Annotated in this window: 19 protein-coding genes and 1 tRNA gene; 11 read left to right on the forward strand and 9 right to left on the reverse strand. The window is 72.2% G+C overall.

Annotation, left to right across the window (positions count from 1 at the left end; genetic code table 11):
* Positions 1-50 precede the first annotated feature (50 nt).
* Entirely contained in the window at positions 51-2,243 is a 2,193-nt protein-coding gene (locus ACF07V_RS12285) for a protein kinase (protein WP_392153539.1), read from the reverse strand.
* Positions 2,244-2,247: 4 nt separating this feature from the next.
* On the reverse strand, positions 2,248-3,144 hold the full coding sequence (locus tag ACF07V_RS12290; protein WP_392153541.1) for a serine/threonine protein kinase: 897 nt from the start codon (positions 3,142-3,144) through the stop codon (positions 2,248-2,250).
* A 296-nt stretch (positions 3,145-3,440) separates the two neighbouring features.
* Between ACF07V_RS12290 and ACF07V_RS12295 the strand changes: the two genes are divergently transcribed.
* Genes ACF07V_RS12295 through ACF07V_RS12305 form a run of 3 tightly spaced genes read left to right on the forward strand, consistent with a single transcriptional unit; the run spans position 3,441 to position 7,128 of the window.
* Positions 3,441-4,115 carry a hypothetical protein gene (locus ACF07V_RS12295; protein ID WP_392153543.1) on the forward strand — a complete coding sequence of 225 codons (675 nt, stop codon included), beginning with the start codon at positions 3,441-3,443 and terminating at the stop codon, positions 4,113-4,115.
* 14 nt (positions 4,116-4,129) lie between these two features.
* Positions 4,130-6,451, forward strand: a complete 2,322-nt coding sequence (locus ACF07V_RS12300; RefSeq protein ID WP_392153545.1) for a hypothetical protein — start codon at positions 4,130-4,132, stop codon at positions 6,449-6,451.
* Between the two features lie 11 nt (positions 6,452-6,462).
* Positions 6,463-7,128 carry a hypothetical protein gene (locus tag ACF07V_RS12305; RefSeq protein ID WP_392153547.1) on the forward strand — a complete coding sequence of 222 codons (666 nt, stop codon included), beginning with the start codon at positions 6,463-6,465 and terminating at the stop codon, positions 7,126-7,128.
* 69 nt (positions 7,129-7,197) lie between these two features.
* Here the strand turns inward: ACF07V_RS12305 and ACF07V_RS12310 are convergent, their stop codons facing one another.
* The gene (locus ACF07V_RS12310) at positions 7,198-7,584 is read right to left on the reverse strand and encodes a hypothetical protein (protein WP_392153548.1); all 387 of its coding nucleotides are present in this window, start codon (positions 7,582-7,584) and stop codon (positions 7,198-7,200) included.
* Positions 7,585-7,641: 57 nt separating this feature from the next.
* Positions 7,642-7,716, reverse strand: a tRNA-Cys gene (locus ACF07V_RS12315).
* 180 nt (positions 7,717-7,896) lie between these two features.
* Between ACF07V_RS12315 and ACF07V_RS12320 the strand changes: the two genes are divergently transcribed.
* The 5 genes from ACF07V_RS12320 to ACF07V_RS12340 all read left to right on the forward strand — a co-directional run bounded on the left by ACF07V_RS12320 (position 7,897) and on the right by ACF07V_RS12340 (position 12,979).
* The gene (locus ACF07V_RS12320) at positions 7,897-9,372 is read left to right on the forward strand and encodes an MFS transporter (RefSeq protein ID WP_392153549.1); all 1,476 of its coding nucleotides are present in this window, start codon (positions 7,897-7,899) and stop codon (positions 9,370-9,372) included.
* Positions 9,373-9,436: 64 nt separating this feature from the next.
* Complete coding sequence (locus ACF07V_RS12325; protein WP_376584587.1) at positions 9,437-9,637, forward strand: CopG family transcriptional regulator; 201 nt, start codon at positions 9,437-9,439, stop codon at positions 9,635-9,637.
* Positions 9,634-10,026 (forward strand): type II toxin-antitoxin system death-on-curing family toxin, encoded by a 393-nt coding sequence (locus tag ACF07V_RS12330; protein WP_392153550.1) that lies wholly within the window; start codon positions 9,634-9,636, stop codon positions 10,024-10,026. The genes ACF07V_RS12325 and ACF07V_RS12330 overlap by 4 nt, the downstream gene beginning before the upstream one ends.
* A gap of 100 nt (positions 10,027-10,126) precedes the next feature.
* Positions 10,127-11,923 (forward strand): DEAD/DEAH box helicase, encoded by a 1,797-nt coding sequence (locus ACF07V_RS12335; protein ID WP_392154182.1) that lies wholly within the window; start codon positions 10,127-10,129, stop codon positions 11,921-11,923.
* A 414-nt stretch (positions 11,924-12,337) separates the two neighbouring features.
* On the forward strand, positions 12,338-12,979 hold the full coding sequence (locus ACF07V_RS12340; protein WP_041129456.1) for an IclR family transcriptional regulator: 642 nt from the start codon (positions 12,338-12,340) through the stop codon (positions 12,977-12,979).
* 598 nt (positions 12,980-13,577) lie between these two features.
* Here ACF07V_RS12340 and ACF07V_RS12345 read toward each other — a convergent pair.
* On the reverse strand, positions 13,578-14,519 hold the full coding sequence (locus ACF07V_RS12345) for an ArsR/SmtB family transcription factor (RefSeq protein ID WP_392153552.1): 942 nt from the start codon (positions 14,517-14,519) through the stop codon (positions 13,578-13,580).
* Positions 14,520-14,604: 85 nt separating this feature from the next.
* Between ACF07V_RS12345 and ACF07V_RS12350 the strand changes: the two genes are divergently transcribed.
* On the forward strand, positions 14,605-15,720 hold the full coding sequence (locus ACF07V_RS12350) for an alpha/beta hydrolase family protein (protein WP_392153554.1): 1,116 nt from the start codon (positions 14,605-14,607) through the stop codon (positions 15,718-15,720).
* Between the two features lie 75 nt (positions 15,721-15,795).
* Positions 15,796-16,590: a S16 family serine protease gene (locus ACF07V_RS12355; RefSeq protein ID WP_392153556.1), complete on the forward strand. Its 795-nt coding sequence runs from the start codon at positions 15,796-15,798 to the stop codon at positions 16,588-16,590.
* On the opposite strand, the gene ACF07V_RS12360 is transcribed toward ACF07V_RS12355, so the two are convergent.
* The 4 genes from ACF07V_RS12360 to ACF07V_RS12375 form a co-directional block, all read right to left on the reverse strand.
* A complete protein-coding gene (locus tag ACF07V_RS12360; protein ID WP_392153557.1) occupies positions 16,523-17,848 on the reverse strand; it encodes an MFS transporter in 1,326 nt (441 codons plus the stop codon). The two genes, ACF07V_RS12355 and ACF07V_RS12360, sit on opposite strands and share 68 nt — an antisense overlap.
* 40 nt (positions 17,849-17,888) lie before the next feature.
* Positions 17,889-18,077 (reverse strand): hypothetical protein, encoded by a 189-nt coding sequence (locus ACF07V_RS12365; RefSeq protein ID WP_392153558.1) that lies wholly within the window; start codon positions 18,075-18,077, stop codon positions 17,889-17,891.
* Positions 18,078-18,162: 85 nt separating this feature from the next.
* Complete coding sequence (locus ACF07V_RS12370; RefSeq protein WP_392153560.1) at positions 18,163-18,837, reverse strand: ArsR/SmtB family transcription factor; 675 nt, start codon at positions 18,835-18,837, stop codon at positions 18,163-18,165.
* Between the two features lie 126 nt (positions 18,838-18,963).
* The gene (locus ACF07V_RS12375) at positions 18,964-19,431 is read right to left on the reverse strand and encodes an Lrp/AsnC family transcriptional regulator (protein ID WP_123452764.1); all 468 of its coding nucleotides are present in this window, start codon (positions 19,429-19,431) and stop codon (positions 18,964-18,966) included.
* 121 nt (positions 19,432-19,552) lie between these two features.
* Here ACF07V_RS12375 and hppD point away from each other — a divergent pair, with 121 nt between their 5' ends.
* Positions 19,553-20,698, forward strand: a complete 1,146-nt coding sequence (hppD, locus tag ACF07V_RS12380) for a 4-hydroxyphenylpyruvate dioxygenase (protein ID WP_392153561.1) — start codon at positions 19,553-19,555, stop codon at positions 20,696-20,698.
* The last annotated feature ends 141 nt before the right edge of the window (positions 20,699-20,839 follow it).

A 20,839-nucleotide genomic window follows, 5' to 3' on the forward strand; every position in this document is an offset into this window, starting at 1 on the left:
GTGGGCCGGCCGGCGGCCGGGGACGGGGCGACCTGCCAGGTGGTCGTCCGTCAGGCATAGGGGATGGCCATGACGGACGTCGCTCCCGCCCCGATGATCCTGGTCCGTTCCTTGTCGACGACGTAGCGGCTGGCGTCGGTCGGGAACACCCACTCCGAGCGTTTCGACAACATCGCGACCGCGCTCAGCCCGCCGCGGACGGGGGCGTACACGTACTTGTCGCCGGGCACGGGGGAGGCGACGTAGTCGGGGGTCAGGGCGCGGCCCGAGGGGAACTCCGTCCAGAACGCCGTGCCCTGCTTGCCCAGGACGGCCACGAGCCCGGGAGACTCCCTCCGCTCCTGCGCGTAGATGATGTCGTTCCGCCCGACGGCCGGCAGACCGAAGTAGGTGGAACCGGAGCCGTACTCCCAGGCGGTCCCGCCGTCGGTGAGGCGCAGGGCGCGAAGGCGGTCGCCGCCGATGTACACGTGCCGCTCGTCGATTGCGAGCTGGCCCGGCTTGTAGAACTGGGAGTCCTTCAGGGCGATGCTGCGCTGCCAGAGCCGGCGGCCGTCGCGCAGGTCCCGCGCCTGGACGACGAAGGACTCCAGGTCGCCACTGTTCTTGCCGAGGATCAGCCGGTCGCCGACGACCTGGGAGAGCCAGGGGCGGACGCCGTCCCACTCGTACGCCTGGCGCCATGCCTCCTTGCCGGTGCGGAGGTTGACGGCGATCAGGTGCCAGCCCGTCTCGTTCGCGTCCGGGTCGCTCTCCTTCTTGCCCCGTCGCGAGGCCGCGAAGAGCATGCCGCCGGAGGCGGTGAGGAGTTCGGTGCCCGAGTTCGATCCGTCGAATCCCTTGACGACGATCTGCGGGGTCGTCTCCTTGCCGGTGCGGGGGTCGAGCGTGCGGATCTGCAGGGCACCCGGCCCCTCGTAGGGGCCGTCGGACGCGTAGAAGGACGTGCCGTCGGTGGTGATCTGCCGGGGATCCATGACCGCGTTGTCGGACCAGAGTACGCGGCCGTCCTTCGTGTCCAGTGCCCGGAACGAGACGGTCTCCGCGAAGCCGACGACATCGCCGGCGAGCAATTGCGTGGTCGCCTCCTCGCGGTCGAGTGACGAGCCCTTCCACAGGGCCACCGGCGACCCGTCGGCGGCCGTCGCGGCGGGGATCGCGGTGGGGCCCGCGGAGGCCGGGGTGCCGCCGTCGGACTCCGGGGTGTTCCGCGACCCCAGCCACGCCCACACCCCCGCGCCCGCTCCCGCTACGCCGAGCAGGGCGCCTCCGCCCGCCGAGAGCAGACGGCGGCGGGAGAGGGGGGTGTTCGGAACGGTCTCGGCAACGGCGGTGCCCGCCGGAGCCGGGAGGCGGTGTGGGGTGTGGAGCCAGACGTCCGTCGCCCTGCGGGCGATGTCGGCCAGGAGCAGTGGCGGGAGGTGGTCCGCGAACTCGCCGTGGCCGTCGTGGAGGTGGTCCATCAGGGTGCGTGTCGTGGGGCGGGACGACGGGTCCTTCGCCAGGCAGGCCGTCAGGAGGGGGAGGAGGGGGTCCGGTACGCCCGTCAGGTCGGGTTCGGCGTAGCGCACGCGGTAGAGGAGGTCGGCGGGGGAGCCCGTGCCGAAGGGGCCGTGGCCCGTGGCGGCGAAGACGAGGACGCCGGCCAGGGCGAACACGTCGCCCGCCGCGGTGTGTTCCTCGCCGCTCGCCTGTTCCGGCGACATGAACGCGGGAGTGCCGGCCGCCGCTCCCGTACGGGTGAGGTGGTCGTCGCCGGCCGCTCGGGCGATGCCGAAGTCGATGATCTTCGGGCCGTACGCGGTCACCAGGACGTTCGAGGGCTTCAGGTCGCGGTGGACGACGTCCGAGGAGTGCAGCTGGGCGAGGGCGCCGGCGAGCGCCGCGCCGAGGGCGCGGACCGTCGGTTCGGGGAGCGGGCCGCCGAGCGCGACGGCGTCGTCGAGCGGCGGGCCGAGGACGTACTCGGTGGCCAGCCACGGCGTCTCGGCCAGCGGGTCCGCGTCGACGACCGCCGCGCCGTGCCGCGCGCCGATGATCCGCGCCGCGTCCGTCTCCAGGCGGAAGCGGCTGCGGAAGGCCGGGTCCGTCGCGAGCCGGGCGTGCACCGTCTTCAGGGCGACCGTGCGGCCGCCGGGGGTCCGTGCCAGGTACACCGTGCCCATGCCGCCGGAGCCGAGGCGGGCGAGGAGGCGGTACGTGGCGACGGTGGCCGGGTCGTCGTGGGTCAGGGGCGACAGCATGAGGTCAGGTCCGGGGGGTGGTGTCGGTGGGGAGTTCGGCCGCCAGGAGTTCCGAGGACTGGCGGGCCAGCGCGGCCACCACCCTCCCCGGCAGCCAGCCGGGGGCGAGGAGCGCACCGGCCGAGTTCAGCACCGTCCGGTGCGGGGTCGGCGGTGCCAGGGCCGCCATCAGAGCGGCGGCGGTCGGGCGGTCCGCGGGGTCGCGGGCCAGGCAGGAGGAGATGACCGGCCGCAGGGCGGACGGGAGTTCGTCACGTTCGGGCACGGTGTGGCCCGTGGCGGCGTACGCGAGGACCGCGCCGAGGGCGTAGATGTCACCCGGCGGGCGCGGGCGGCCGCCGGAGGCCTGTTCGGGCGCGAGGGCGCCGGGGTCGAGGCCCGGCAGGCCGGTGCGCGGTTCGCAGTCGGCCGCGGCCGCCCGTACCGCGCCGAAGCAGCTCAGCCGGGGCCCGTCGGCGGTGAGAAGGACCGCGGCGGGGGAGACCCCGGCGTGTGTGAGGCCCTGTCCGTGCGCGGCGGCGAGTGCCTCGGCGAGGGCGGTGCCCACGGCCCGTACGGTCGTCTCGGGCAGCGGCCGGCCCTGGACGGCGAGCGCCACGGGGAGGGGGAGCAGGGGGAGGTAGGGCGTGGTGTACCAGGGGTGTTCGCCCGGGGGCGCCAGGTCCGTCACCGGGGCGATCCACGGGCCGAGGAGGCGGCGGGCCGCGTCGGCCTCCGTCGCGAAGCGGGCCGGGTCGGCGCCGGGCAGCGGGGCGCTCAGGAGGACCGTGCGCTCGCCGTCCTGCGTACGGGCGACGAAGCGGCGGGCCGGGACGGCCGGGCCCGGCGGGTCGAGGCGGGTGATCAGCCGGTACGGGCCGATCCGGCGCGCGGATTCCTCCCGCGTGCGCGACTGCTCCACGTGTACGTCCCCCCGTTGTTCCGGCGCCCCGTGACGACGGGGGCGGGAGGAGCCTATCGAGGCGGGGGCGCGGGGCCGGTCCCCGGGCGGTCCAGGAGCCGGTTCCGGGGGCGGTGTCGGCGCCGGTTCCGGGGGCGGTTCCGAGGGTGTTCCCCGGTCGGGAACGTCCCGGCTGTCCGAGTTGCGAAGGTGAAGCGCGCGCGTGGACGCCGTGACGATCTCGAACTTGCGGCATTTCCCGGCGGTGAGTGCTCGAACGGGCGCCCGAGGGCTACCATCGCGGTGCTTCCCCGGCTGTGGAACTTGCTGAGGCGAAGCCGGAACGATCACCATGGACGGTCGCCGTCACGGCCACGGCCACGGCCACGGCCACGGCCACGGCCACGGCCACGGCCACGGACACGGCCACGGACACGGACACGGCCACGGACACGGTCGCCGTCACGGCCACGGCCACGGCCACCGTCACGGCCACGGACACGGCCACCGTCACGGCCACCGTCACGGCCGCGGACACGGTCACGGGAGCAGCGGGGGAGAGCATGTCGTTCGAAACGGAGTGGGCGTCCGTACGGGCCACGTCGGCCGCCGACGTGAGCATGAGGCTCAATCAGGTCGCCCCGGAGCCCGGTGGTGGCGGTGGTGGCAGTGCCGACCTGAGCGTCGACCAGGACAAGCTCGGCGCCATCGGCAGCGCCGCGTACGCCCTGCACGGCCGGCTGGCCAAGGACGGCAACCACGCCCGTACGAGCACGACGGAGGCGGGGACGGGCCTGTCCAGCCACGGCTTCCTCACCGGGGCCGCGCTGACGACCGTCCAGGAGACGTGGAGCTCGCAGCTGAACACGCTGCTCGACGCCTGCGCGAACATCTCCAATCACCTCGACTACAGCGCGGCCTCGCACGCCAAGGAAGAGGCGGACATCGCGGCGGCCCTCTCGGCCTCCAAGATCAACGAGTACCTCAAGTAGGCGGGGGACCTGCTGTGCTGACTTTCGACAACGTGTACCAGGCGCCGCTCGACAGGATGAAGGCCGCGGCCGACGACTGGGCCGCGATGAAGGGCAAGCTCGACACGCTCGCCCAGGACGCGCAGTCGACGATGGCCGCGAAGGCCAGGGACGACTACTGGCGCGGCGTGAACGCCGAGGTCACCAAGCCCTTCGTGGACAGGACGGCGAAGGAGTTCGGAGACGCAGCCAAGGCGGCCGAGGGCATCCACAAGGTCCTGGAGGACGGCTACAACGCCTTCAAGAAGGCGAAGGACGACCTCAAGAAGATCGTCGAGACGGAGGCCCCCGCGAAGGGCTTCCGGGTGAGGTCGGACGGCACGGTCGAGGCCGTCGAGCCGCTGTCGCAGACCAAGGACCAGGGGATGCGCCACGACCCCGACTTCCAGGAGATGGTCCGCAAGGAGCGTGCCGACATCGAGGCGATGCAGCGGCGCGTCGACGCGATCGTCGAGACCTGCGACGACGCCGACGTGTCCTGCTCCAACGCGCTCAAGGCCGACATCACCGGCGACCAGCACAACTTCAGCGCCCCGAAGTACACCAGCCTCGACGCCGAGGAGGCGCAGCGCGCCGTCGACCTGGCCAAGAGGGGCCGGGACATCAGCCACGAGGAGCTGATGCGCCTCAACGAGCTGCTCAAGGACAACAGCGGCTCCAAGGAGTTCTCCCGGGCCTTCTACGACGGGCTCGGCCCGAAGGGGGCCCTGGAGTTCTTCGGGCAGCTGTCGACCGACACGTACGACTACTCGGAGGTCGACAAGCAGCGCCTCGCCGACGTCCAGGAGCTCCAGAAGAACCTGGGCTTCAACCTGGCGACGGCCACGCAGGGCGGCGACGCCTGGACCGACAAGTGGTCCACGGACATGCGCAAGCTCGGCACGGAGCGCATCGCGCTCGCCAAGTACGACAACAACCCCGCGTACGGCTACCAGTTGCTCGGCGGCATCCTGCGCTACGGCAACTACGACAAGAACTTCCTGGTCCCGATCGCGGAGCACGTCACCCAGCTCCACGCGAAGGACCCGTACATGTTCGGCGACAGCAAGCCGCTGGGCGGCGGCTGGCTCAAGAACCAGTACAACCCCTCGGGCGTCAACGGCTCCGGCTTCGACCCGATGAACTCGATGCTGGAGGCGCTCGGGCACAGCCCGGACGCGGCGAAGGAGTACTTCTCCAAGGAGCCCACGTCCTACAACGTGGACGGCAGCGTCGGCGGGACCGTGGACCTGGACCCGAAGAAGGACGGGGCCCAGAAGGGCTATCTCGACTACTTCCAGAACAAGGACTACGAGTTCTTCCCGGACGTCGAGGGCCACAACCCGGACGACTGGAAGAAGACCGCCGCGTACATGCCGGACGCCCTCGGCCACGCCCTGGAGGCGGCGACCACGGGCCACGGCTGGGACGACCCCAACCCCCAGCTGCACCGCGACGAGAAGTCCGCCGAGATCATGAAGCAGGTCATCGACTCGTACGGGACGAACACCGAGCTCCGCGAACAGCACAAGTCGCTGATGGACAGCCTGGGGCGGATGGGCGCGGCGTACATCGACGACCTGAACTACTCGACGTACAACTTCGGTGATTCCGGCGACGCCCTCGGCCGGGACAAGCTCTTCGGCGTGAGCAGCGACGGAAGCCCGCGCACGGACTTCGGCGAGGGCGCGAGCCTCCGGTTCATGAACGCCGTCGCGGGCGACGAGGACGGGTACAAGACGCTCTCCGCCGCACAGCAGGTCTTCGAGGCCGGCGGTCTGAAGGCGCTGGAGGGGGACAAGGACTCCCAGCTCACCTTCCTCCACAACTCGACCAAGCTGCACGGCATCCTCGACGAGTCGCGGATCGACGCCATCTCCCTGGAGTTCAAGGACCAGGAGGAGGCCAAGAACCTGGAGATGGAGAAGCAGGCCGAGTGGCGGAAGTCCGCCGTCAGCGGCGGCGTCGCCGCGGTGGTCGGCGTCGGCTCCGCCGTGGTGCTCGGGCCCGCCGCGGGACTCGTCGCGGCGACCGCCGTCCCGATCATCATGGAGAGCGTCGGTTCCGCGATCAGCACGGACTACGCCTCGGACACCCTGCAGTACCTCAAGGACAACGAGTACAAGAACGACGACGACGCGGACTCCGCCGTCGTGGACGCCCGCCAGGCGGGCCGCCGCGCCGTGGTCGTTCCGGCCCTCAACGTCGCCGAGACGCAGGGGCTGACGCAGACCGAGCGGCAGGAACTGATCCGCGAGATCGAGTACTCGTACAACACGGGCGCGAAGAGCGTCGACGACCTGACCGCGAACAAGTGAGGCGGCGGACAGTGAGCAAGACGCGGAAGCTGTCGGGGATCGGCGCCGGCGCCCTGGCGGCGGTCCTGGTCCTGAGCGGGTGCTCCGCCGGCGGGGACGGCGAGGAACACTCGGGGGGCGTGTCCCCGGTCGCCCTGAGGAACTGCGGGCAGGTGTTCGGGGAGCGGAACGTCGAGGCGCTCCGTTCCGACTTCGGGGAGGGTTTTCAGCCGCGCGACCGCTCGCTCACCGAGATGAAGCAACGGATGCTCGCCGAGGCGCAGGTCTGGAATCCCGACACGGACAAGCTCGCGCGGACGACCTACCGGCCCTGCCAGATCGAGGGCCGGGCCGACGGGAGGGCGGCCTGGGTCATCGCCACGGTCGGCTGGTCGACGTACGACGAGACCTTCGTGACCGAGGGGAAGCACGCGCGCGACTTCCGCGAGGTGGCGAAGGGGGTCTATATCGACCTCACCGACGGGGTCGACGACCACCCCCTCATCATGCCGTGCACGGTCCCCGGCACCCGGCCCGGACAGGGCGAGGAGCTGCCGCTCCAGGTCTCCGTGACCGATACGGAGCGCACGACCCGGTCCGTGTCCACGGATCAGCTGCTGAAGGCGCTCGCGGAGAGCACCCGGAAGCTGCTCGGGTGCGCCGAGAAGGTCACCCTGCCGGAGAAGCTGCGGCCCTGAGGTCGCGGGAGCGGTGGGAGGCGATCAGGCTCCGGCCGTCTCGGTGGAGGGGAGCGGTGAGAGGTCCGCTCAGTCCTCGGCCGTCTCGACGGCCGGGGACAGCTGGGACAGGAGCAGGACCGTCGCGCGGGTGATCAGGGCCGCGAGGAGGATCGTCGCGAGGCCCTCGACGTGGAGGTAGGCGATCTTCGGGCCCAGCCAGGAGAGCAGCCACCAGATCAGCGCGTCCTGGACGAAGCCGGCGAGGCCGAAGACCAGGAGGGCCGTGAGGGGGACGCGGCCCGAGGGGCCTATGAAGATCACCTGGGTGAGGACCGTCATGACGACGGCCGCCATCAGGACGGAGAGCGCGATGTCGACGGTCTCCGTGCCGCGCAGGGTGATGCCGGGCAGCAGGGCGCAGGCGAGGCCCACGCCGATGAGGGTGCCGAGTCTGCGTCCGCCTTGAACGTTCATGGGCGGACTGTCGCACACCCCGCGAGGTGTTGTGAAGATCCCGTAAGGAAGATCGCTTGGAGACCGTGGCGGGATTCGAACCCACGTAACTCGCTTTGCAGGCGAGCCCCTCAACCACTCGGGCACACGGTCGTGTTGTGCACGAGTACGACCGTAGGGCGGGGGTCGGGAGGGGCTCAAGGGTTTCCGGGGGCATGCCATGCGACTGCCACACGGCCGCAACACTGCGTTCGTGGTCGTACGTCCATGGGCCGAGGAAGGCCAGGACTTCTGACAGGAGCCAACCCGGCGATCACCTCTTACTCTGGGGGAATGAGCGCCCTCGAACCCCGCGACGCCGACGTCGCCCCCACCCCCGGACCCCCTGCCGCACCCGGCGACACCAAGGGGTCCGTCCTCGACCCGGACCACCGGGCGCTCAGCATCGGCATCGTCTCCGTCGTCCTGCTCATCGCCTTCGAGGCGACCGCCGTCGGCACCGCCATGCCCGTCGCCGCCCGCGAGCTCGACGGCATCCCCCTCTACGCCTTCGCCTTCTCCGCGTACTTCACCACCAGCCTCTTCGGCATGGTCCTCGCCGGCCAGTGGTCCGACCGGAGCGGCCCGCTCGCCCCCCTCACCACCGGCATCAGCGCCTTCGCCGCCGGACTGCTGCTCTCCGGGACCGCCGGCGCCATGTGGCAGTTCATCCTCGGCCGCGCCGTGCAGGGCCTCGGCGGGGGCCTCGTCATCGTGGCCCTGTACGTGATCGTCAGCCGCGCCTACTCCGAACACCTCAGGCCCGCGATCATGGCCGCCTTCGCCGCCTCCTGGGTCGTCCCCTCCGTCGTCGGACCGCTCGCCTCCGGGACGATCACCGAGCACCTCGGCTGGCGCTGGGTCTTCGTCGGCATCCCCGTCCTCGTCGTCTTCCCGCTGGCCCTCGCCCTCCCCGCGATACGCCGCACCGCCTCCGGGCCCGCCGACCCGGCCGCGCCCCTCGCGCCCTGGGACCGGCGCCGGATCCTGCTGGCCCTGTCCATCTCGGCGGGCGCCGCGCTCCTCCAGTACGCCGGGCAGGAACTGCGCTGGCTCTCCCTCCTGCCCGCCGCCACCGGCCTCGCGCTCCTCGTCCCCGCCGTCCGCGGTCTGCTGCCGCGCGGCACCTACCGGGCCGCCCGCGGGCTGCCCTCCGTCATCCTGCTCCGTGGCATCGCCGCCGGGTCCTTCATCGCCGCCGAGTCCTTCATCCCGCTGATGCTGGTCTCCCAGCGCGGCCTCAGCCCCACCCTGGCCGGCTTCTCCCTCGCCCTCGGCGGCCTCACCTGGGCCCTCGGCTCCTGGATCCAGGCCCGGCCGTGGACGGAGCCGTACCGCGAGCGGCTCACCGTCCTCGGCATGGTCCTCGTCGCCCTCGCGATCGCCGCCGCGCCCAGCGTGCTGATCGCGGCCGTGCCCGTCTGGGTCGTCGCGGTGGCCTGGGCCTTCGGCTGCCTCGGCATGGGCGCCGTGATCTCCTCGACGAGCGTCCTCCTGATGAAGCTCTCCGCCCCGGAGGAGGTCGGCGCGAACTCGGCCGCCCTCCAGATCTCCGACGGCCTCTCGAACGTCCTGCTGCTCGCCGCGGGCGGCGCGGCCTTCGGCGCCCTCGGCGGCGGCGCGGTGGGCCACGCGATGGACGCCGGCACCACCACCGGCTCCCACCCGGCCGCCTTCGCGGCGGTCTTCCTGCCGATGGCGGGAGTGGCGGCGGTGGGGGCGTGGGTGGCGACCCGGCTGGACGGGAGTCCGGTGGGGGGTGGGGCCTGACGGTGGACGCAGGGCCTGGCCTTGTTGGTACCACTCTGGCCCCAAGGAGTGGTACCGTTCTGGTATGGCCATGAACCTGCGTCTTCGCGACGACCAGACCGAGGCACTGAAGCTGCGGGCCGAGCAGGAGGGCACGAGCATGCACGCCATACTGCTCCAGGCCGTGGACGACTACCTCGCTCGTACCGCCCAGCAGGCGATCGTGCGGAAGACCGCCATGGAGCAGGCGGCCAAGTGGCGTGAGCTCATGGAGCGGCTCAAGTGAGCTGCGTCTATCTCTCGGCCGAGGACGTTCTGCTCGTTGCCGAGCACGCGGTGGACGACCAGAAGGTCGTCGTACGCGACGCGGGGCTGCTGGAATCAGCGGTGCACCGGCCGTCCGCCGCCATGTTCGGCGAGGAGGCCTACCCGGACCTCCTCGACAAGGCCGCCGCGCTGCTCCAGTCCCTCGCGATCAACCATCCCTTCATCGACGGGAACAAGCGCACGGCCTGGCTGTCCTGCGTCACCTTCCTGGCCATGAACGGGGTCCAGCTGCGCCCCGACATCGACGCGGCGGAACGCCTGGTCATCGCCGTCGCGACCGGCGAGACCGACGAGGTGAAGGCGATCGCGCAAGGGCTGCGCGAGCTGATCGACCACCACGCGAGCTGAGTCACAACCGCCTCGTCCCCACCCCGTTTCGTACGAGGTTCCGACCGGGCCACCGGTAAGGTGGCCCGGTTGTCATATCTGGACGAACGTCGAACCGGAGATCGTGACTACCACCGCCACCTCCTCCCATCACCTTTCTCCCGCCTTCCCAGGACGGGCCCCCTGGGGTACCGCCAACAAGCTGCGAGCCTGGCAGCAGGGCGCGATGGAGAAGTACATCCAGGAGCAGCCCCGTGACTTCCTCGCAGTCGCCACGCCCGGCGCCGGCAAGACCACCTTCGCCCTGACCCTCGCCTCATGGCTGCTGCACCACCACGTCGTGCAGCAGATCACCGTGGTCGCCCCCACCGAGCACCTCAAGAAGCAGTGGGCGGCCGCGGCGGCGCGGATAGGGATCAAGCTGGACCCCGACTACAGCGCAGGACCGCTCAGCAAGGAGTACGACGGGATCGCGATCACGTACGCCGGCGTCGGCGTGCGGCCCATGCTCCACCGCAACCGTTCCGAACAGCGCAAGACCCTCGTCATCCTCGACGAGATCCACCACGCAGGAGACTCCAAGTCCTGGGGCGAGGCCTGCCTGGAGGCCTTCGAGCCCGCCACCCGGCGCCTCGCCCTCACCGGTACGCCCTTCCGCTCCGACACCAACCCGATCCCCTTCGTCACGTACGAGGAGGGGAACGACGGGATCCGGCGGTCCTCCGCCGACTACACCTACGGCTACGGGAACGCCCTCGGCGACGGCGTCGTGCGCCCGGTCATCTTCCTCTCCTACAGCGGCAACATGCGCTGGCGCACCAAGGCCGGCGACGAGATCGCCGCCCGCCTCGGCGAGCCGATGACCAAGGACGCGATCTCGCAGGCCTGGCGCACCGCCCTGGACGCCAAGGGCGACTGGATGCCGAACGTCCTGCGCGCCGCCGACCAGCGGCTCACCGAGGTCCGCAAGTCCATCCCGGACGCCGGCGGCCTCGTCATCGCCTCCGACCAGGACTCGGCCCGCTCGTACGCCAAGCTGATCCGCGAGATCACCGGCACCAAGGCCACCGTCGTCCTCTCCGACGACACCGGCGCCTCGAACCGCATCGACGAGTTCAGCGAGGACAACTCACGCTGGATGGTCGCGGTCCGCATGGTGTCCGAGGGCGTCGACGTCCCCCGGCTCTCCGTCGGCGTGTACGCGACGACCATCTCGACCCCGCTCTTCTTCGCCCAGGCCGTCGGCCGCTTCGTGCGATCCCGCAGGCGCGGCGAGACCGCGTCCGTGTTCCTTCCGACGATCCCCAGCCTCCTCGGTTTCGCCAACGAGATGGAGGTCGAGCGCGACCACGTCCTCGACCGGCCGAAGAAGGCGGGCGAGGACGAGGACCCGTACGCCGAGTCCGAGAAGGAGATGGCCGAGGCCGAGCGCCAGCAGGACGAGGACACCGGCGAGCAGGACATGCTGCCCTTCGAGGCGCTGGAGTCCGACGCCGTCTTCGACCGCGTGCTGTACAACAGCGCCGAGTTCGGCATGCAGGCCCACCCCGGCAGCGAGGAGGAGCAGGACTACCTCGGCATCCCCGGCCTCCTCGAACCCGACCAGGTCCAGCTGCTCCTCCAGAAGCGCCAGGCCCGGCAGATCGCGCACAGCCGCAAGAAGCCGGACACCGAGGCGGACCTCCTGGAGCTTCCGGCGGAACGCCGCCCCGTCGTTTCCCACAAGGAGCTCCTCGAGCTGAGGAAACAGCTCAACACGATGGTCGGTGCGTACGTCCACCAGAGCGGCAAGCCGCACGGCGTGATCCACACCGAGCTGCGGCGCGTCTGCGGCGGCCCGCCCAGCGCCGAGGCGACGGCCGGACAGATCCGGGAACGGATCAAGAAGGTCCAGGAGTGGGCCACGCGCATGCGGTGAGTTCCTACGAGACATGACATCGAGGCCCGTACGCCAGGGGTGCGTACGGGCCTCGGGCGTCCCGCGGGGACGGGAGCGCGCCCGGAGACCGGCCCCCACGGTCGGCCTCCGGCCGCCTCCACGCTACGGGCACGACATAGCCGATCTTGTCCGCCAAAGTCCCACGTCCGACCGACGAAGGTCCCGAACCGTCTTGATCCGCCCGCCTGCGCCCGGATTCTGGACGAGGTCTTCCGCTGAGCGGAGCGCGCCGCTACTGTCCCGGCTCACAAGCAATCGCCCCGTGGCAGCGCCGCCGCGGAGCGCAGCCGGTGTACCCCTTCCTGCCGGCGGCCTCTGACGTGCGTCGCCGCGGGACCGGCGCCGCAACTCCGTGAGAGATCCGCCGCCACTCACCTCGAAGGAGAGGGCGTCGTGACCGCGGAGACCTCCCAGACGCTCGACCGGGGACTCAGAGTCCTCAAACTGCTCGCCGACACCGACCACGGCCTGACGGTCACCGAGTTGTCCAACAAACTCGGCGTCAACCGGACCGTGGTCTACCGGCTCCTCGCCACGCTGGAGCAGCACGCCCTCGTCCGCCGCGACCTCGGCGGGCGGGCCCGCGTGGGGCTCGGCGTGCTGCGGCTCGGCCGGCAGGTCCACCCGCTGGTGCGGGAGGCCGCGCTGCCCGCGCTGCGCTCGCTCGCGGAGGACATAGGGGCGACGGCCCACCTGACGCTCGTCGACGGGGCCGAGGCACTCGCCGTCGCCGTCGTCGAACCGACCTGGACCGACTACCACGTCGCCTACCGGGCCGGCTTCCGTCACCCGCTCGACCGGGGCGCTGCCGGTCGAGCGATCCTCGCCGCCCGGCAGGGCGGCCTCACCGAACCCGGCTTCACGCTCACCCACGGCGAACTGGAGGCCGGCGCGAGCGGCGCGGCCGCGCCCCTGGTCGGCGTCACGGGCGTCGAGGGCAGCGTCGGCGTCGTCATGCTGGCGGACGCGGTGCCGGAGCGGGTGGGGCCGAGGGTGGTGGACGCGGCGAGGGAGGTCGCCGACGCGCTGCGCTAGAGCGCGCGGCAACGACACGGGCCCGCACCGGCGCGGGCCCACACTGACGCGCGCCCGCGCCGCATGGTCCGGCGCCCGCGTGCGCCAGCGCCCACGCCCGTGCGGGGTGCCTCCGCCCACGCCCGCGCGTGGCGGCACCCCCGCCCACGCGCGCGCCCGGCTGGGCGGTGCCCCCGCCCGCCCGCCGTGTGGGCACACGGGACGGCGCCCTCTAGCGGCGCCTCCGCGTTCCGTGCCCCGGCCCGCACCACCAGTGCGCTGTCCACGGGGTGCGGGTTCAGGCGCGGAAGCCTCTGGCGCCGGCAGGGCGCGGGTCCGTTGTGCCCACCCGTTCCGCCCCTTGCGGAACGCCTGCCCACAGCGGGGGCGGCGGGTGGGCACCGTCCTTTGCGGAACGCATGCCCACAACGGGGGCGGCGGGTGGGCACCGCCCCTTGCGGAACGCATGCCCACAACGAGGGCGGCGGGTGGGCACCGTCCCTTGCGGAACGCATGCCCACAACGGGGGCGGCGGGTGGGCACCGTCCCTCGCGGAACGCATGCCCACAACGGGGTGGGCACCGCCCCGGCGGAACGTGGGCCCACAACGGGGGCGCGGCTATGGCGTCAAGAGGGTGCCCAGAGGGGTTGGCGCGTGGTGGACCGACCTGCCCGTGCGGGTCGTCGTCAGGAGGCCCGCCGCCCGGAGGGCCTGCGCATGGGCCGAGGCCGTCGCGTTGCTGACGCCCAGGCAGCGGGCCAGTTCCGTCGTCGTGCGGGGTTCCGTGAGGGACCTGAGGAGTTCGGCCCGGGTCCTGCCCAGGACCCCGGCCAGGGTGTCCTCGCCGGACATGCCCGGCGGAGCCGGCGGCAGCCCCCCGCCCGCCGGGTACGTCAGGACCACCGGCTCGTCCGGGACGTCCTGGACCAGCGGCCCGCCCCGCCAGTGGAAGGTGGGCAGGAGGATCAGGCCCCGACCGGCGAGGTGTACGTCACGAGGAGGGCCCGGCCACTCCCAGGTGTCCTCCCGCAGCCCCGGCGACAGGACCCTCAGCGCCGCCCCGAGCCCCCGCTCCGCCACCACCAGCGCATGCCGGGTGAACTCCGCCCGGTGCAGGTCCTGGACCAGCGGCCACACCGGCGCCAGGACCGTCTCGTACGCCGCCCGCTGCGCCCGTTCCAGGACCCGCCACGCCTCCGGGTTCCCCCCGTGCAGGCCCCGGATCCACGGAGGCACGGCGCCCTGCCCCGCGTACACCCGCTCCAGCTCCGACCGTACGAACTCCGGCCGGGCCGAACGGATCAGTTCGAGGCCCTCCTCCCGCGTCTCGCCGAGGACGTCGAGGAAGTACGGCGCCGCCCCGCCCGGCACCAGGTCCGCGAGCGGCTCGGCCGCACCCGGCAGGGCGCGCAGCAGCCTGCCCCGCCACCGTCCGAAGAGGAGCTCCTCGTGCGGGGCGCCCAGCATCATCAGCGCGGCGTGCAGCTCGGGCACGGGCGACGGCCGGGGCGAGAACCGCACCCGGGTGAAGTCCTCCGTCGTGAAGTGGATGCGCAGCAAACTCTCGTCCTTCCCCCGTGCGCCAGCCTTTCGGGTACAGGCTGAACGTTCGCGGTCCTCCCCGCCCCGCCCCAGGATGCCGTGCATGACTCCACACGACGCACCCAGCCGCCGTACCGTCACCAAGGGCGCCCTCCTCGGTGCCGCCGCCGTCCTGTTCGGCTCCGGCGCCGCCCGCGCCGCATCCGAGGAGACGGCCGCGCTCCGGCTGCCCGCGCCGACCGGCCCCCACCCCGTCGGGCTGCGCACCTTCGTCCTGACGGACACCTCCCGCAACGACCCCTGGGAGCCCGCCGCCGGGGTGCGGGAGGTGAAGATCAGCGTCCTGTACCCGGCCCGTACCGTCCGCGGCTTCCCGCGCGCCCCGCAGCTCACCCCCGACGAGGCAGGACTGTTCGCCGTCCTCGCCTCCCGCGTGCACCCCGGGCTTCCCGAGGCCGGTGTCGACTGGGGCGCCGTCCTCACCCACGGGCACGTGGACGCGCCCCCGCTCCCCGGGCGCCGCCCCGTGCTGCTCTACACCCCCGGCGGCGGCGACTCCCGCACCCTCGGGACCACCCTCGCCGAGGACCTCGCGAGCCACGGCCGGGTCGTGGTCCTCGTCGACCACCCGGGCGACGCGAGCCAGGTCGAGCTGCCGAGCGGGATGCGGGTGACCGTCCTCCGCGGGGATCCGGACCCGGATCTCTTCCGCACCATGATCGACACGCGGGTCGCCGACCTCCGTTTCGTCCTCGACCGGCTCGGGGAGCTGCCCCTCGCCCCCGTCATGGACCTGCGCCGGATCGGTGTGTACGGGCACTCGGCGGGCGGCACCGCCGCCGTACACGCCCTGGCCGGCGACGACCGGATCACCGCCGGCGTCAACCTGGAGGGCTACCTCGACCTGGACCCGGAGCTCGTGGCGCGCCTCGACCGGCCGCTGCTCATGTTCCGCACGGACGGATTCGAGTTCTCCGACCGTCTCGTGCGCTCCTGGGTGGGGGTGCAGGCCCGCCGTGTCGTGCTGCCCGACGCCAACCACTGGATCTTCAGCGACTACGCCCACCTCGTCCCGCAGCTCCAGGCCGCCGGGCTCGTCACCGCCGGGGCGCGGGCCCGGCTCGTGGGGGCCGGGGACACGCGGGCGGCGACCGCCGTCGTACGGCGTGGAGTGCGGTCCTTCTTCGACCGCCGTCTCCCGGCAGCCGGTCACCGGTGACCGCGCTCCGGTAGGCCCGTCCGGGCGCGCGCCCCAGTAGGCCTGTCCCGGCGCGCGTCCCAGTAGCCTGGGGGCGTGCTCTCCAGCCTCTCCCGTCCCCGTGCCCTCGCCCTCTGCGCCCTGCCCGTCGCCGCGCTCTTCGCCGTCGTCGGGCTCGCGCCGCTGCCGTACGCGATCGCGCAGCCCGGCACGACCGCCGACGTGCTCGGCAAGGACCAGGGCCAGGAGGTCATCACCATCACCGGCGCCCCGGTCCGGCCGACCGAGGGCGAGCTGCGGATGACGACGATCCTCGCGACCGGGCCGTCCACGGACGTGGACCTCGCGGACGTCACCGACGCCTGGTTCCGGACCGACCGGGCCGTCCTGCCGCACGACTCCGTCTACCCCTCGGGGCAGTCGGACGAGGAGATCGAGAAGCACAACCTCGGGCAGATGAAGGAGTCGCAGGACGCCGCCACCCTCGCCGCCCTCGGGTACCTCAAGAAGGACCCGAAGCAGGTGAAGGTGACCCTGCACCTCGCCGACATCGGCGGGCCGAGCGCCGGGCTGCTCTTCTCCCTCGGCATCGTCGACAAGCTCGACGGCGACGGGCACGGCGGGGACCTCACCGGCGGCCGGACCGTCGCCGGTACGGGCACGATCGACCCGGACGGCACGGTCGGGGCGGTCGGCGGGGTCTCCCTGAAGACCCAGGCCGCCGCCCGGGACGGGGCGACCGTCTTCCTCGTACCGAAGGACGAGTGCTCGGACGCCCTGGCCGAGCGGCCGAAGAACCTGCGGCTCGTGCCCGTGACCGCGCTCAGCGACGCGGTGGAGTCCCTGCGGGCCCTGGAACAGGGGCAGGAGTCGAAGGTTCCGTCCTGCTGACGTCCTCGTCCTTCGTGGGCGCGGGAGAGGCGTTCATGCCGCGCCAGGCCGGGAAGACCATCGGCGAGAGCGTCGCGAGGAAGTAGGCCGTCCCGATCCCGAGCAGCGTCGCCGTGAGACCGACCCGCTCGACCAGGAGACCCGCCGCCAGACCGCCCAGCGGGGTCGTGAGCAGCACGCCCGCCGTGCTCGCGCCCGCGACCCGGCTGCGCAGCACGTCGGGCACCTGCTCGTAGATGATCGTGGTCAGGATCGGGTTGAGGACGCCGGCGCCGAAGCCGGCCGCCACGACCGTCACGAGGAGCGGCGCTGTGGTGTCGGTGAGGGCGGCGACGATGTACGGCGGGGAGCCGCAGAGCAGGAAGCCCACCGTGAACACGGCCCGGCGCGGGAAGCGCTCGCCGACCGCCCCGTAGAGCAGGGCGCCGGCCAGGGCGCAGCCGGCGAAGACCGAGACGAGCAGGCCCTGCGCGGCGGGACCGCCGAGGTGCTCCTTGGCGTGGACCGGCAGGAGCACCGAACTCCAGCTCTGGTTGAGGCCGTTGGTCACCATCACCATGACGGTGATGGCGAGCAGCAGCCGGGCGCGGAAGAGGAAGGCGTACCCCTCGCGCAGGTCGGCGCGGTAGCGGGCGGCGGAGAGGCGGGGCCCGTCGCGCTGCGGTTCCGCCGCCGGCACCCCGCGCAGGGTTGCCATGACGAGGAGCGCGGAGACGGCGAAGGTGGCCGCGTCGAGGTACAGCACCGTGCCGGGGCCCATGAACGCCACGAGCAGTCCGGCGATCGCGGCGCCCGTCATCCGGGCCCCGCGCGCCACCGCGTCGTACAGGCTGGCGGCCCGGGTCAGCGAGGTCCCGGCCCGCCCGGCCAGGTCGGGTACGAGCACGTGCCGGGCCATCTCGCCGGGCGCGTGGAACAGGCCCGTGACCGCCATCAGCGCGCACAGCATCCAGAACCGGAGGGCACCCGTCTGGTGCAGGAGCGGGATCGCGGCGAGCGCGAGCCCGCAGACCAGGTCGGAGGCGATGCTGACCCGGCGGCGCCCGAGGCGGTCGATGACCGGGCCGCCGGCGATCGCGGCGAGCACGACGGGAACGGCCGCGCAGAAGGCGACGATTCCGGCCTTGCCGGGGCTTCCCGTGGTCTCCAGCGCGAACCACGGGACGCCGATGAGCGTGAGCGAATTGCCGGTGACGGATATGGCGTTGGCGGCCAGGACGCCGGCCAGTGGTGTGCGGCTGTGCTGTGCCGTCCCCATGTGCGGTCCCCCTGAGGTCCCCGATCCCCCCCCGGCACGGTCATGCGGCCAGAGTGGCCGGGCGGTGCGCGGGCGTGGCCATGCGCAGGCCCAACTCGACGAGCGTCCAGCCGAGTCGGGCGCGGAGGGCGGGGACGCGCGGGGTGGCGTACGGCCGGACGGCGGCGGCCTCGCGCCGGAGCTCCGCGGCGGTCAGCGCGTGCAGCTGGAGGTGGATGTCGGCATGCATGATGCGGGGTTCCTTCCGTGGTGCGGGCGATGACGGTGCGGGCGCGCGGGCGTGCGGGCGTGCGTGTCGTGCGGTGGGGCTCGGGTCAGTCCCCGCGCTGCGGGAAGGCGTGCAGGTGCATCCGTACGGAGGCGGCGCCCGGCGCGTCGGGGTCGGCGGTCTCGCTGTACTCGTTGATCAGCGCGTGGATCCGCGTGTTGAGCTCGCGCAGCCGGTCGGGCGGGAGGCTCAGCCTGAAGTCGCTGAAGTCCGAGGCGCCGTACCAGGCCTCGTCCCAGGTGTGGCGGGTGGCGACCCAGGTCGACAGCTCCTGGGTGTGGATGGTCGCGATCTCGTGCAGGACGACGTCGAGGGCGCCCTGGACCTCGGGGTCGGGGTTCTTGTGGAGCGTCTCGTCGAAGGACGTCCCCCGGTGGGCGGCCTTCCACCAGCGCTCCCGGCCCTTGCCGCGCGTCGGGTCGTCCACGATGAAGCCGTGCGAGGCGAGCTGGCGCAGGTGGTAGCTGGTGGCGCCGCTGGACTCGCCGAGCCGCTCGGCGAGCTGGGAGGCGGTGGCGGGTCCGTAGCGGCGCAGGGCGCGCAGCAGCTGGATGCGCAGGGGGTGGGCGATGGCCCGGAGGGAGCGGGGGTCGAGCGTGCGGTTCAGGGGCTCCTCGGCCTGCACGTCGGCCTGCGCGTCGTGCTGCGACTCGTGCTGCGAGTCGTGCTGCGAGTCGGCCTGGGGGCCGGGCTCCGGGGACTGGTCTTCGGGCTCGGGCATGGCTCAACCCTAGAGTTGCAAAGGAGTACTTGCAAGGCTTTCTTTGCAAGTACTCCTTTGCAGAGCTCTCTTTGCGCTCTGCGTTCTGCGCTCTGCGCTCTGCGTTCTGCGTTCTGTGGTGTCTCGCTACTCCTGCGCCGCCTGCTCCACCAGCGGGATGATCCGCAGCGGCACCGGGTTCTCCATCACGATCGCCGTGGACGCCCGCACGATCCCCTCGAAGGCCACCACCTTGTCGATCACCCGCTGGAGGTCCGCGTTCGAGCGGGCGACGAGACGGCAGAGCATGTCGCCGTGGCCCGTCGTCGTGTGCAGTTCCAGGACCTCCGGCACCGTCGCCAGATGGCCCCGCACGTCCGCGCCCTGCCCCTGCTTGATCTCCAGCGTCGCGAAGGCCGTCACCGGGTAGCCGAGCGCCGCCGGGTCCACCTGCGGGCCGAACCCGCGGATCACCCCGCTCGCCTGGAGCCGGTCGAGCCGGGCCTGCACCGTGCCGCGCGCCACCCCCAGGCGCCGGGAGGCCTCCAGGACCCCGATGCGCGGCTCGCGCGCGAGGAGCGCGATCAGCCGGCCGTCCAAATGATCGATCGCCACAGCGGCCTCCCCGTGGTCAGGATGTACAAGTCGCACGGCCATACTCGTCGGTCGCTGGGCACATTGACCAGTGGATCAGCGAACTATTGCGCACCTTGCGGAGCAGCGGGACCCTGCTCCCATGACTGAGACCATCGATCACACCCCCTCCACCGCGCGCAAGGCCGATCCCTTCCCGGTCAAGGGAATGGACGCGGTCGTCTTCGCCGTCGGCAACGCCAAGCAGGCCGCGCACTACTACTCCACGGCCTTCGGCATGAAGCTGGTCGCCTACTCCGGACCGGAGAACGGCAGCCGCGAGACCGCCAGTTACGTCCTCACCAACGGCTCCGCCCGTTTCGTGTTCACCTCCGTCATCAAGGTCGCGACCGACTGGGGCCGCTTCCTCGCCGAGCACGTCGCCGAGCACGGCGACGGCGTCGTCGACCTGGCGATCGAGGTGCCGGACGCGCGCGCCGCGTACGCCTACGCCGTCGAGCACGGCGCCACCGGCATCACCGAGCCGTACGAGCTGAAGGACGAGAACGGCACCGTCGTCCTCGCCGCCATCGCCACGTACGGCAAGACCCGCCACACCCTCGTCGAGCGCTCCGGCTACGACGGCCCGTACCTGCCGGGCTTCGTCTCCGCGAACCCGATCGTCGAGCCGCCGGCCAAGCGCACCTTCCAGGCCATCGACCACTGCGTCGGCAACGTCGAGCTCGGCAAGATGAACGACTGGGTCGGCTTCTACAACAAGGTCATGGGCTTCACGAACATGAAGGAGTTCGTGGGCGACGACATCGCCACCGAGTACTCCGCCCTCATGTCGAAGGTCGTCGCGGACGGCACCCTCAAGGTGAAGTTCCCGATCAACGAGCCCGCGATCGCGAAGAAGAAGTCGCAGATCGACGAGTACCTGGAGTTCTACGGCGGCGCGGGCGTGCAGCACATCGCGCTGGCCACGAACGACATCGTGGCGACCGTGCGGTCGATGCGGGCGGCGGGCGTGCAGTTCCTGGACACCCCGGACTCGTACTACGACACGCTCGGCGAGTGGGCGGGCGAGACGCGGGTTCCCGTCGAGACCCTGCGCGAGCTGAAGATCCTCGTCGACCGCGACGAGGACGGCTACCTGCTGCAGATCTTCACCAAGCCGGTCCAGGACCGTCCGACCGTCTTCTTCGAGATGATCGAGCGGCACGGGTCGATGGGCTTCGGCAAGGGCAACTTCAAGGCGCTGTTCGAGGCGATCGAGCGCGAGCAGGAAAAGCGCGGCAACCTGTAGCCGCGGCCCCGCCGCCCCCGTTGTGGGCATGCGTTCCGCCCGGGGCGGAACGGGTGGGCACAACGGACGGCGCCCTTGCCGGCGCCAGAGGCTTCTGCGCCCTGACCCGCACCACAGGTGCGCCGTCGCCGCTGGTGCGGG

It is taken from the genome of Streptomyces sp. NPDC015661, assembly GCF_043077765.1.
GTDB lineage: Bacteria > Actinomycetota > Actinomycetes > Streptomycetales > Streptomycetaceae > Streptomyces.

Excerpts from the sequence above, each read along its gene's own strand:
- ACF07V_RS12285 (WP_392153539.1), bottom strand. The coding sequence starts at position 2,243 with ATGCTGTCGCCCCTGACCCACGACGACCCGGCCACCGTCGCCACGTAC.
- ACF07V_RS12310 (WP_392153548.1), bottom strand. The coding sequence starts at position 7,584 with ATGAACGTTCAAGGCGGACGCAGACTCGGCACCCTCATCGGCGTGGGC.
- ACF07V_RS12320 (WP_392153549.1), top strand. The coding sequence starts at position 7,897 with ATGAGCGCCCTCGAACCCCGCGACGCCGACGTCGCCCCCACCCCCGGA.
- ACF07V_RS12325 (WP_376584587.1), top strand. The coding sequence starts at position 9,437 with ATGGCCATGAACCTGCGTCTTCGCGACGACCAGACCGAGGCACTGAAG.
- ACF07V_RS12350 (WP_392153554.1), top strand. The coding sequence starts at position 14,605 with ATGACTCCACACGACGCACCCAGCCGCCGTACCGTCACCAAGGGCGCC.
- ACF07V_RS12360 (WP_392153557.1), bottom strand. The coding sequence starts at position 17,848 with ATGGGGACGGCACAGCACAGCCGCACACCACTGGCCGGCGTCCTGGCC.
- ACF07V_RS12365 (WP_392153558.1), bottom strand. The coding sequence starts at position 18,077 with ATGCATGCCGACATCCACCTCCAGCTGCACGCGCTGACCGCCGCGGAG.
- ACF07V_RS12370 (WP_392153560.1), bottom strand. The coding sequence starts at position 18,837 with ATGCCCGAGCCCGAAGACCAGTCCCCGGAGCCCGGCCCCCAGGCCGAC.
- hppD (WP_392153561.1), top strand. The coding sequence starts at position 19,553 with ATGACTGAGACCATCGATCACACCCCCTCCACCGCGCGCAAGGCCGAT.